Here is a 9,441-nt window from a genome sequence, read left to right as displayed (position 1 = left end):
TGGGCCGGCAGGCTTCAACCAGAGGCTCCAGATCAGCCCATTGCGCGTCGCTCAGCATCGTCCCTCCTCCATCAGAAAGACGAAAACGCAAGCCCAGCCAATCTGTTCAGGCGACGACAGGCCCTAGCACATTGAACGGGCAGTGGAACTACTTCCAGAAGGCTGAGTGCGCGGCACCGGCTGACACGTCCACAACCCCCACCGCGAACCCATTCTCTGCCATCCTGGTCATCGTGGCCAGCATCGGGTGCATGGAAGGCAAAAGCGCGGTGGCAGTCTAAGGCTTCCATTGCCTACTCGACCTTTCCTCAGGCAACAACTCTTATCGAGGCGCTTTGGCCGTGAGCCATGGAAGCCTCGGCTACTGTCGGATCCGAATTGCTCTCTAGTTCACCGGCTTCCCGGTCGATCGCTTTTGCCAGCAGTTGCGCACGCCAAGCCCAAAGATCTCTTTCGCAACGGATCTCGTCCGACTGCTTCTGCTCAAGGGCGAGGGCGATGTGCAGGTCATCGAGGTCATTGCGAAGATCGGTCGTGCGCTGACGCTCTTGGGCAAGAGCATCCCGCAGGAGGGCTAGGACCGCATCGAGCTTGCTGGGATCCGCCTTCAAGGCTTCAGATCTGGCGAGTTCGGGTTTCGCCGGCGCGCGCTTGAGCGACGGGGCCGCTTCGTCCCGATAGCGCGAGCGGGTGACCGGCTCCGCCTCAGTCGAGGCCTGGAAGGCTCGGCCAGGTTCCAGCAGCTCCGCGCGAACGCGCTCGACGTCCAATCCGGTGCAGGGGATTTCGGCCGTCTTGGAGATGTCGACTGTCTTAGACGGCTCGGCAGGAACGGGCGCGGCGGCCGGGAGGCTTTCCTCATCCAGCACCAAGCCATGCAGCATGGCGAAAACTGCGTCGCCGTCGAGCCGGGTCAGATCGAAGCCGCTCGCGGCGGCGATCCCCTCCCAACGGGTGCGGCCGGTCGCGGACTGGCCCACGAAGGCCATCGACCAGTTCGTGAAGCTGCGGCTCTTGGCCGGGCCGCATTGCAGAACCGTCACGTCGCCGTGGCGCGGGTCGCACTGGATGCGCTCGAAGGTGCTCTCGACGCCCTGCTGCGGGCCTTCCAGCACCTGCGCGAACGCGCCTGCGTTGAACATCAGCGCACCGGTGACGTCGACCTTGGCGTTGTTGCGCTGAGACGCGGCCAGGATTTGCGAGACGGCTTCGGCAACCTCGGCGTCCGTTCCCTGCAGGTGGTTCTTGCTGGCATAGACGAGGCGGTAGAGATCACTCACGGCAAAAAGCTCCAGGCGGAAAGATCGGTCAGTAGGTGGTGAGGTCGGCGGACAGGAACTTCAGAACCTCGGAGGCGGGAACCGGCTTGCTGATCAGGTAGCCCTGAACATCGATGCAGCCCTCCGCGCGGATGCGCTCCATCTGGTCAGCCGTCTCGACGCCCTCGGCGACGGTGGTCATGCCGAGGCTCTTGCCGAGGCCGGCAATGGCGCGAATGATCGCCTCGCCATCGCGCTTGCCGGACAGATCGTTCACGAAGGATCGGTCGATCTTGATCTTGTCGAAGGGAAAGCTGCGCAGGTAGCTCAGGGACGAATAGCCGGTGCCGAAGTCGTCCATCGACACACGCACGCCGAGTTCTCGCAGGCGGTGCAAGGTCTGTAGGGTTTTCTCGCTATGCTGCAGGAGGACGCCCTCGGTGATCTCCACCTCGAGGCGCGTGGCGGGCAGCCCGGAGGCGGCGAGCGCCGACATGATCATCTCGACGAGCCGCTCGCTCTTGAACTGGGCCGGCGAGACGTTGACGGCGACCGAGAGTGGGGCGGGCCAGGTCACCGCATCGCGGCAGGCTTGGCGCATGACCCATTCGCCGATCGGTACGATCAGGCCGATCTCCTCGGCCAACGGGATGAAGTCGAGGGGCGAGACCATCCCGCGCACCGGGTGCTGCCAGCGGATCAACGCCTCGCAGCCCACCAGCCGGTTACCTTCCAATTGCAACTGCGGCTGGTAGTGCAGCTGGAACTCCCGACGCGCCAGCGCTTGGCGCATGTCGAGTTCAAGCTGCCGGCGCGCCTGCATGCGCGCATCCATCTCTGGCTCGAAGAAGCGGTAGGTGGCTCGCCCGTCGAGCTTGGCCCGGTAGAGTGCAAGGTCGGCGTTCTTCAGGAGGGTGTCGGCATCGCTGCCGTCGCCAGGGGCGAGCGCAACGCCGACGCTGGCACCGATGGTGAGCAGGTGGCCGTCGACCATGTAGGTCCGTCCGATCAGGTCCACGAGGCGGCGGGCCAGCGCCTGCGTGTTGGCGGCCTCTTGAATGCCGGTCTGCAAGATAACGAACTCATCGCCGCCGATCCGCGCTACGGTATCGGTCGGCCGCACGGTGGAGCGCAGTCGATCGGCGACCTTCTTCAGCAGGGCATCACCCATCGGATGACCCAACGTGTCGTTGACGGGCTTGAATCGGTCTAGGTCGATCAGCAGGACGGCACACGCCTCGCCGGTGCGCTGCAGGCGCCCGATTGACTCCTTAAGGCGCTCACGCAGGAGAAGCCGGTTCGGCAGGCCTGTGAGCGGATCGTGCCGAGCCATTTCGTCGGCCTGAACTTCGGCGGCCCGACGCGCGGTGACGTCCTCGAACGTGATTGCCCATCCGTGATCGGCGACGGGGTATAGGCCAATGCCCAGGAGGTGTTCATGAAGCGTAATCTCGAAGGTAGAGCTTTCGGCTTGTGTAAAGGAACGACGCAGCAGCGATCGCACCTGTTCCCAATGATCTCCCGCGCTCTTGCGAACGATGCGAAGGACATGTCGGACAGAAGAGCCTTCCGAAATCACTACGCTGTGACTGTTGAGAAGGCTTAACGACTGACCAGAGACGAGGATGACGCGCCCATGTTCGTCGATCAGCAGCAAGCCATGCCGAACAGAGTTTAGGTAGGGCAGCAACATCGGCAATGCCGTGGCAACGTTCCGGAGGCTAGATTTCTTAGGAGCTTCGTCGTGCACTGATTTGGACACAACGCGTAAGGACGAAAACATTGCAAGAAGCCTTCAGGTCGCACCCGACCTGCGCACAAGGGCGCACGAGCGATTCGGCCGATCATAGCGAGAGACAGCTAAGTCTTTCCTAAACTGCTATTTCAGCTTTTGACGAAGATCGTTTCCGCACCTTTCTGCGTCAATCAATCTCATCCATTGAAAAGGTAATGTGTGAAAAGGCGTCGAAGGCTCACCCCTCCCAGGACCGGTCTCAATAGGTTGGAATATAAGCTAAATTTCACTTTGGGGTGGGGTCACGATCGGCGCCGATCGTGACCCCACCCCGATCTCGATTTTCGCAGATCAGAGAGTGCGTCAGCAAAGTTTTTGCCGGGGTCATGCTTCGAAGCCAATTCATACGCAGCCCGCTGGGTCTGCGTTAGGGCGCCTGCAATCGGACCTTCCGAAGGTCTGCAAAGGGCCGGAAGCCGAATGGCCGCTTGGGGTGGTTTTGGGACTTTCCGCTTCCAGACGGCGGGTGCATCAAAGCAGACAAACCGGCTGGTTGGGGTAGACGCGTCGCTACTATGTCTGGCAAGCGCGGCCGTATTCAAGCGAAGAACCGACGTGCCTGCCGAATACCAACTGCCCGCAGCCGAGCGCGAATGAACTCCTGTGCATCAGTGGACAGGATGTGTTTGGGCACGAACTGGTACGACCCGGTCGATTGGTAGAGGAGAATGACGTGGGCATCCTCGCGCCATTGGACGTAGTGATCCCATGGCAGGTCGGAGGAAATTGTCTCACTGCGGGCCATGTAGCCGCGCTCGGACCATGTGATGGTGTAAGGCTGGTGGAGGCTCCGCGGCTTATCATGCTGCCGGCGCGGGCGTTGCTGTGCATGGCGGCCTTGTTGCTGTTCCCGGTCGCCGAGGCGTTGGGGTCGAGACCGTCGCCTGGCGCTGCGATGCTGGCTGTGTTCGCACCAAGCAAGAGGCCGAGTGTCAGGGTCGCGCCGAGGATGAGCTTGTTCATGAATAGGGCCTTCCACAGCGTGATGCCGTCGAACCTGAACACAGACCGCGTAGCCAAGTTCCTGCGTGAGCGTGCTTTAGGGGTATTCTCACGATTTTATGACGACACCCGTTCGGCTTCAGTACTTTCCGCCAAACTATGACTTGACGATCCGGCAAACCGCGTAGAGCGATAGGTCTCTTTCCGGGGAGGAGACTACCATGGACGAACAAGCCGAAACTCAACCTACCGATATTATCGAACTCGCTGCCGAACTCGTGGCGGCCTACGTCTCGAACAACAACGTACCAGTTTCCGAGCTGCCGAACGTGATCGCTTCGGTTCACGCGGCATTTACCGGCCTTGCCAACGGAGCCCCGGCCGAGCCCGCCGGCCCGGAGAAGCCGACCCCGGCGCAGATCCGCAAGTCGGTCACACCGGATGCGCTGATCTCCTTCATCGACGGAAAGAGGTACAAGACCCTGAAGCGGCACCTGACCGTGGCCGGCCTGACGATGGAGACCTACCGGGCGCTACGGCCTGCCGGCGGACTACCCGTCGACCGCCGCAAGCTACTCCGCTCAGCGTTCCGAGCTGGCGCGGTCTCTCGGCCTCGGCCAGCAGCGGCGCAAGGCGGCCCCCATGACCGCCGCTGCCGACGAGACGGTCTCAGAGGCGTCCAAGCCCTCCAAGGGGAAGCCCAAGGCTGCTAAGGGCTCCGAGGCAGCCCCGAAGGCACGCGGGCGGAAGAAGGCTGCCGAGACGGCCTGAGGCCGCTCAGCGTCCCGTTCCGGCACACTGCGGCACCCTCCGCGATGACAGGCCTCTAACCAAGCGCCGGCATCCTACACCCGGGCCAAGTCGCGTATCGGCCGTGCTGGTGAGATCCGGGGTTCCCCTGCCGCGTGAGCAGATCGCGGCAGGGCCGAACCGTCGTAGGGGCTAGGCCAGATCGTTCTGCTCCTCGGGGTCTTCCGGCAGGCGCTCCGCCGGATCGACCGTTTCCTTCGTGTGGCTCCCCTCGATCTTCGGGGTGGGGGTTTTCACCTCTGCGGTTTGGGTGTCGTCGGCCTTCGGCTTGTCCTCGTCGGGCATGGGCGCTCCTCCGTGTCGTTGATCTGTCCATGTGGCGCTGGGGAAGAGCCGGGCAATGAGGCTCCCCCACGGAGGGGCAGAGACCTCACCCGCCCTGAAGGCTCTCCGCAAAATCCTCCGGCACCTCGCCGAACTTCCCGAGGATCGTCGCGCTCTCCAACTCGCCGGTCTCATCATCGGCGACGATCTTCAGCGCCGCGGTGCCGGGCATCCGGCCGGACATTGCCTCAGCCTTCTTCAGCGCGCCGTTCTCTGTCGGCGCCACCTCGCGGTCGCCGGGCACCAAGCGCTTCCGCTTGATGATGAAGGTCTGCACCACGAACGTCGTCTTCATACCCACGGGGCTTCCCCTCAGCCTTGTCTCGCCGGTCGATTGTCGAGCACGTCCGTGAACGGCTTCGACAGCACGTGCCGGCCCGTTCCGTCGTAGACCTCAACCGTCCAAGTCGACCAATCGCGTCGCGTGCTGCCAAGCATCACGTCCAGGGCGACCCGCTCGGCATGGGAGCGCATCAGCGCCCAGGTCGGCAACCGATTGCCCAGCCGATCGGCGATGAGGTCGTGCCCGTTCGTGCTATGGAAGCGGTAAAGCGGTGTCGACATTGGCCTTCTACCCCGCCGTCCACACCATCTCACCGCTTCGTGCTTGGCCGTGGTCGCCATGGTTGAACCGTCGGTCTGCTTGCTGTTTGTTCCTTGTATGTTCTTTGACAACTTGGAGCGCCGATGCACCCCCAGCCCTACGAACCGCCTGTGGAGATCCGTTCGACTGAGGCTGAGGCGATCGTATGGGCCTACCGGTTGGTCGTATGCGGCGACCCATGGGTCGCGCTCGGGCGGGCGATCGAGGATGCGCTTGCTGACCTCGACGAGGCGGAGCGCCGGTCGCTGAGACGGGATCGCCTCGTCTCGCGTGGCTACGTCCGCGGCGGCCTACCTGGGGCGGCTGCGTGAGCCCCTACGCCGTTGACGAACTGATCCTCGGCAGCACGGATGCCGTCCGCGTGCCGGTTATCGGGCAGGCGCTGTGCGCCGGCTTTCCGTCGCCGGCCGACGACTTCATGGAGGGCGCCCTCGAACTCCCGCGCTGGCTTGTGCCGAACCCGGCGGCCACCTTCCTGATGCAGATCCACGGGGAGAGCATGCGCGGGGCCGGTATCCACGACCGTGACCTCGCCTGCATCGACCGCAGCTTGCGGGCGGAGGACGGCTCGGTCGTCGTGGCGGTGGTCGACGGGCAGCTCTCGTGCAAGCGCTACCGGATGGCAGGCAACCGGGCCTGCCTCGAATTCGACAACCCCGAGATGCCGGTGTTCGCGGTGGACGAGTTCGGCGAGGTCGAGATCTGGGGCGTGCTGCGCTTCTCGATCCGCTGGCACCTGGCCCGCGGGCGGCTGTCGTGAGCGGCCCGACGCCGAACGTCGCGATGGCTTCCTGATGGAGCGCCTGTGCGATCTCCGCGGACACCGGCTAGTCGTAGAGTGCCCGCCGTGCAAGCGGCGTGGCGCCTACGACCTCGCACGCCTCCGCCGTCGGTTCGGCGAGCACGCCGACCTCTACGACGTGTACCTGCGGCTGACGCAGTCGTGCCGCTACCAGAAGCCGGTCGGATCGCGCCAGCCGAACCAGTACGGCCGGTCGTGCCGCGCCGCGATCGGCGTCGAGGGCGGCGATGGGCGCACGGGCTTGCCGTCTCGAACTTGATTGCCCGCAGAAATTTTGGCGGCGTGGGCAGTGAGTGCGCGAAGCGCGCTGCTCAGTGCGCTGCCGGAGTTGGCCTCATCGGAGCGGTCCTCTCAACGGGAGGGTTCTGTCGCATCAACGCCTGCTCCTTGAGGACATGCAGTTCGTCACGGCGGCGATCGATAGCAGCAGCGCTTTTCTTGATTGCGCGCGAGCTGAACCAGGCGGCGGCAAGAGCCAACGCGGGCGGGAGAAGCAGGAGAAGTTCGTAGCCGTCCATCACCGAAGTCCGTTGAGCATGGAACGTGCCCACCAATGTAGACCCGCGGCGACCAAAGCCCAACCGATCATCGTGATCAGCGTCACCTGCCCTGGCGGCGGTGCGGCGGCTAGCGGAAAGCTGAGGCCGATCACAGGCAACACGAAGCCACCACCAAACAGGGCGACGGCGGTCGTGTTGGTAGCTGCCGCGCTCAGCTTCGTCTTCTCGTTATGAACCAGGATCTGCCGCTTCAGAGCCTCAAAGTCTTCCGTCTCGCTCATCGGCTCTCATTTGTGCGGCTGTGCCCATGGTCCGCAAGGCGTTCGGTGTCGGCTATCCGCAGCGGTGTACCTACTGCGCATCGCCTGCGTCGACTATCCGCACGGTCGCGCCAAGCCGGCTCCGGTCCAGCCCCTTCGCGACGTAGCGTTCATCTGCTCGGGCAACCTGCACCGGCACCGGATCACGCCCTACGAAGCTCAGATCGCCCCGCACAGCCTGTTCGAGCTGCGACCCCACCGCGCGGCCATCAGCCAGCACGGCAAGGTCGCCCACGGTCGCTACAGTGAGGACGCTGCAGGTTAGGACCGAGGTAAGGGTGAGCATGAGGTGTCCTGGGGCTGCAGTGACCGTAGCAGTTCGTTGCAGCGATAGCTGATGCGCTGCGAGCACGCCGGGGCCGTTACCGCTTGGCGCCGACTTCGGCCTTTCGCGCCCGCCCCTCACGTCAGTCGGGCAGCACCTCAGGAGCGTTCGCCCGAGCATTTAGGAACATCACACCAACCTTATTGGCCTGCTGCCACGTCGTCCGTGTACGATAGCTCTGGCCGCTGTGCCCGATTGTAAGAATGAAGTGCTTTGGGATTGATAGCCCTGCTGCAAAGACGACGCAGGCTCCTGTTGCTGAGAGATCCTCAATAATGCAGTCCACCTGCATCACAGGGCTCCGCTTCAAGTCTGCACGACCGCTCATGCAAGTCTTGGCCCGGACTGCTCTGGAATGCGCGTTCATGGAGCCACGTTTAGAGGGTATGATTTAAAAATCTATCGTTACAATTGTTGGATATTTGGCCTACCTCTCCGATTTGAGCTGTGAGATCATGCTGTGGCTGACGTTGAAGCTCCGGCCGATCTCAGCGCAGGTATCACCGGCCTCCCGCCGTGCCAGGGCCTCCCGCTGCTGATGGGGCATGAGCTTGTGCATCGGGCCGGAGCGGATGCCGCGTTCCCGTGCTCGCTTCAGCCCCTCCCCTATCCGCGCCCGGATCAACTCGCGTTCGAACTCAGCCAAGCCTCCGAGGATCGTGACCATGAGCCGGCCGTGTGCCGTCGTCGTGTCGGCCCAGGCATCCGCTAGGGAGCGGAAGCCTGCGCAACGCCGCGTGATCTCTTCTAGGACGTTCAGGAGGTCGCGTGTCGACCGGGCGAGGCGATCGAGGCGGGTCACGATCAGCACGTCCCCGGACGCCAGGCGGTCGATCGCGCGCTTCAGCGCGGCGCGATCGGCACGCGACCCGCTGGCGGTCTCTTGGAAGACCTTGGCGCAGCCCTCCGCGGTCAGGCGCTCAACCTGGGCGGCAAGGCTCTGATGGCCAGTGGAGACGCGTGCATAGCCGTAGATCATGCCTCAGTCGTGCACAGGGATCGTGCACGAAGAATGAAGCGCGATCTCAGCGGCTTGGCTTCCGTGCATAATCCCTGGATTGCGCACAATACTGGAGCTTATGCGAATGACAGATGCGAGCAGATGAGCCGTCGCGATACTCAATCCGGCTTCTGCATCGCGTCCGAGGTGTTTGAACGGCTCGCACCACTGCGGAGAACTACAAGCGCCCGCATTCGGATCGACCTATCCTCGGTCGCCATCCAGAGTGTCAGAAGCTCAAGGGTATCGCTCAGTTCGTGGGAACCTTGATTGAAGAACGTTTCAGGCGAACAGCCGAGCGACTCAGCAAGGCGGTTCAGGAGGGGCAGCGCTCTCGGATCGGCCATTGTTCGTGTCCATTAAATGTATGTTATTTACGGCTTGTTCGAAGCTGTCCGTCATTCATCAATTGATAATTTGGATCAGGATTTTGCATCCAAAATACAGATTTTTCAAGGTGGAGGCGTACGCGGGTGGTCGAGACAAATCAAATTGATGTGATTGCGCAAGTTTGCATGGAAGCTGATGACCTCATTCAGGAAAGTGGTACAGACATGATGAAGACGCTCATGCGGGTGCTAGTGCTTGACGCCGGCCAACAAATCGCCCGCGAGCAAGCTTCTCCGCAAAAAGAGCTAGACTAGGTCTGATGCGCAGTTTCTATAAATCCACTTATGCGAACGGCCGACCGTCAGAGAAACGACCGTTTTTCCAGCGGCATATGCTGGGTAGCCTGGGGCAGGCAACTTAAGCGCATACG

At 62.7% G+C, this 9,441-nt stretch carries 15 protein-coding genes; 7 read left to right on the top strand and 8 right to left on the bottom strand.

The window, feature by feature from the left end; translation table 11 throughout:
- Window positions 1–308: 308 nt before the first annotated feature.
- A complete protein-coding gene (locus tag FV223_RS02945) occupies window positions 309–1,280 on the bottom strand; it encodes a BLUF domain-containing protein (protein WP_147725389.1) in 972 nt (323 codons plus the stop codon).
- 28 nt (window positions 1,281–1,308) lie between these two features.
- A complete protein-coding gene (locus FV223_RS02940) occupies window positions 1,309–2,952 on the bottom strand; it encodes an EAL domain-containing protein (protein ID WP_246689585.1) in 1,644 nt (547 codons plus the stop codon).
- A gap of 775 nt (window positions 2,953–3,727) precedes the next feature.
- Between FV223_RS02940 and FV223_RS31215 the strand changes: the two genes are divergently transcribed.
- Together FV223_RS31215 and FV223_RS02930 are read left to right on the top strand one after the other, a co-directional pair.
- The gene (locus FV223_RS31215) at window positions 3,728–4,159 is read left to right on the top strand and encodes a hypothetical protein (protein WP_210247494.1); all 432 of its coding nucleotides are present in this window, start codon (window positions 3,728–3,730) and stop codon (window positions 4,157–4,159) included.
- Window positions 4,160–4,217: 58 nt separating this feature from the next.
- Window positions 4,218–4,709: a MucR family transcriptional regulator gene (locus FV223_RS02930; protein ID WP_348643789.1), complete on the top strand. Its 492-nt coding sequence runs from the start codon at window positions 4,218–4,220 to the stop codon at window positions 4,707–4,709.
- 229 nt (window positions 4,710–4,938) lie between these two features.
- Here FV223_RS02930 and FV223_RS30040 read toward each other — a convergent pair whose 3' ends face one another.
- The 3 genes from FV223_RS30040 to FV223_RS02920 all read right to left on the bottom strand — a co-directional run bounded on the left by FV223_RS30040 (window position 4,939) and on the right by FV223_RS02920 (window position 5,694).
- Window positions 4,939–5,091 (bottom strand): hypothetical protein, encoded by a 153-nt coding sequence (locus FV223_RS30040; protein WP_187274940.1) that lies wholly within the window; start codon window positions 5,089–5,091, stop codon window positions 4,939–4,941.
- An 85-nt stretch (window positions 5,092–5,176) separates the two neighbouring features.
- Window positions 5,177–5,431: a hypothetical protein gene (locus FV223_RS02925; RefSeq protein ID WP_147725386.1), complete on the bottom strand. Its 255-nt coding sequence runs from the start codon at window positions 5,429–5,431 to the stop codon at window positions 5,177–5,179.
- Window positions 5,432–5,442: 11 nt separating this feature from the next.
- A complete protein-coding gene (locus FV223_RS02920; protein ID WP_147725385.1) occupies window positions 5,443–5,694 on the bottom strand; it encodes a hypothetical protein in 252 nt (83 codons plus the stop codon).
- Between the two features lie 123 nt (window positions 5,695–5,817).
- Between FV223_RS02920 and FV223_RS02915 the strand changes: the two genes are divergently transcribed.
- The 3 genes from FV223_RS02915 to FV223_RS02905 are packed head-to-tail and all read left to right on the top strand — an operon-like array spanning window position 5,818 to window position 6,795.
- Window positions 5,818–6,045 (top strand): hypothetical protein, encoded by a 228-nt coding sequence (locus tag FV223_RS02915; RefSeq protein WP_147725384.1) that lies wholly within the window; start codon window positions 5,818–5,820, stop codon window positions 6,043–6,045.
- Window positions 6,042–6,494, top strand: a complete 453-nt coding sequence (locus tag FV223_RS02910) for a S24 family peptidase (RefSeq protein ID WP_147725383.1) — start codon at window positions 6,042–6,044, stop codon at window positions 6,492–6,494. The genes FV223_RS02915 and FV223_RS02910 overlap by 4 nt, the downstream gene beginning before the upstream one ends.
- Before the next feature lie 34 nt (window positions 6,495–6,528).
- Complete coding sequence (locus FV223_RS02905; RefSeq protein WP_147725382.1) at window positions 6,529–6,795, top strand: hypothetical protein; 267 nt, start codon at window positions 6,529–6,531, stop codon at window positions 6,793–6,795.
- Window positions 6,796–6,847: 52 nt separating this feature from the next.
- Here the strand turns inward: FV223_RS02905 and FV223_RS02900 are convergent, their stop codons facing one another.
- Together FV223_RS02900 and FV223_RS02895 are read right to left on the bottom strand one after the other, a co-directional pair.
- On the bottom strand, window positions 6,848–7,054 hold the full coding sequence (locus FV223_RS02900; protein WP_147725381.1) for a hypothetical protein: 207 nt from the start codon (window positions 7,052–7,054) through the stop codon (window positions 6,848–6,850).
- Window positions 7,054–7,317, bottom strand: a complete 264-nt coding sequence (locus FV223_RS02895; protein WP_147725380.1) for a hypothetical protein — start codon at window positions 7,315–7,317, stop codon at window positions 7,054–7,056. Before FV223_RS02895 ends, FV223_RS02900 begins: the two co-directional genes overlap by 1 nt.
- Window positions 7,318–7,381: 64 nt before the next feature.
- Here FV223_RS02895 and FV223_RS02890 point away from each other — a divergent pair, with 64 nt between their 5' ends.
- Entirely contained in the window at window positions 7,382–7,621 is a 240-nt protein-coding gene (locus FV223_RS02890) for a hypothetical protein (protein ID WP_147725379.1), read from the top strand.
- Window positions 7,622–8,108: 487 nt separating this feature from the next.
- Here FV223_RS02890 and FV223_RS02885 read toward each other — a convergent pair whose 3' ends face one another.
- Window positions 8,109–8,660 carry a recombinase family protein gene (locus tag FV223_RS02885; protein WP_147725378.1) on the bottom strand — a complete coding sequence of 184 codons (552 nt, stop codon included), beginning with the start codon at window positions 8,658–8,660 and terminating at the stop codon, window positions 8,109–8,111.
- Between the two features lie 494 nt (window positions 8,661–9,154).
- Between FV223_RS02885 and FV223_RS30035 the strand changes: the two genes are divergently transcribed.
- Complete coding sequence (locus FV223_RS30035; RefSeq protein ID WP_187274938.1) at window positions 9,155–9,325, top strand: hypothetical protein; 171 nt, start codon at window positions 9,155–9,157, stop codon at window positions 9,323–9,325.
- The last annotated feature ends 116 nt before the right edge of the window (window positions 9,326–9,441 follow it).

The organism is Methylobacterium sp. WL116 (genome assembly GCF_008039455.1).
Taxonomy (GTDB): Bacteria; Pseudomonadota; Alphaproteobacteria; order Rhizobiales; family Beijerinckiaceae; genus Methylobacterium.
The sequence above is the reverse complement of the archived record's forward strand: the minus strand, read 5'-3'. Positions and strand labels throughout refer to the sequence as shown.

Excerpts from the sequence above, each read along its gene's own strand:
- FV223_RS02905 (WP_147725382.1), top strand. The coding sequence starts at position 6,529 with ATGGAGCGCCTGTGCGATCTCCGCGGACACCGGCTAGTCGTAGAGTGC.
- FV223_RS30040 (WP_187274940.1), bottom strand. The coding sequence starts at position 5,091 with ATGCCCGACGAGGACAAGCCGAAGGCCGACGACACCCAAACCGCAGAG.
- FV223_RS02940 (WP_246689585.1), bottom strand. The coding sequence starts at position 2,952 with ATGTTGCTGCCCTACCTAAACTCTGTTCGGCATGGCTTGCTGCTGATC.
- FV223_RS02915 (WP_147725384.1), top strand. The coding sequence starts at position 5,818 with ATGCACCCCCAGCCCTACGAACCGCCTGTGGAGATCCGTTCGACTGAG.
- FV223_RS02930 (WP_348643789.1), top strand. The coding sequence starts at position 4,218 with ATGGACGAACAAGCCGAAACTCAACCTACCGATATTATCGAACTCGCT.
- FV223_RS02920 (WP_147725385.1), bottom strand. The coding sequence starts at position 5,694 with ATGTCGACACCGCTTTACCGCTTCCATAGCACGAACGGGCACGACCTC.
- FV223_RS02895 (WP_147725380.1), bottom strand. The coding sequence starts at position 7,317 with ATGAGCGAGACGGAAGACTTTGAGGCTCTGAAGCGGCAGATCCTGGTT.
- FV223_RS02885 (WP_147725378.1), bottom strand. The coding sequence starts at position 8,660 with ATGATCTACGGCTATGCACGCGTCTCCACTGGCCATCAGAGCCTTGCC.
- FV223_RS02900 (WP_147725381.1), bottom strand. The coding sequence starts at position 7,054 with ATGGACGGCTACGAACTTCTCCTGCTTCTCCCGCCCGCGTTGGCTCTT.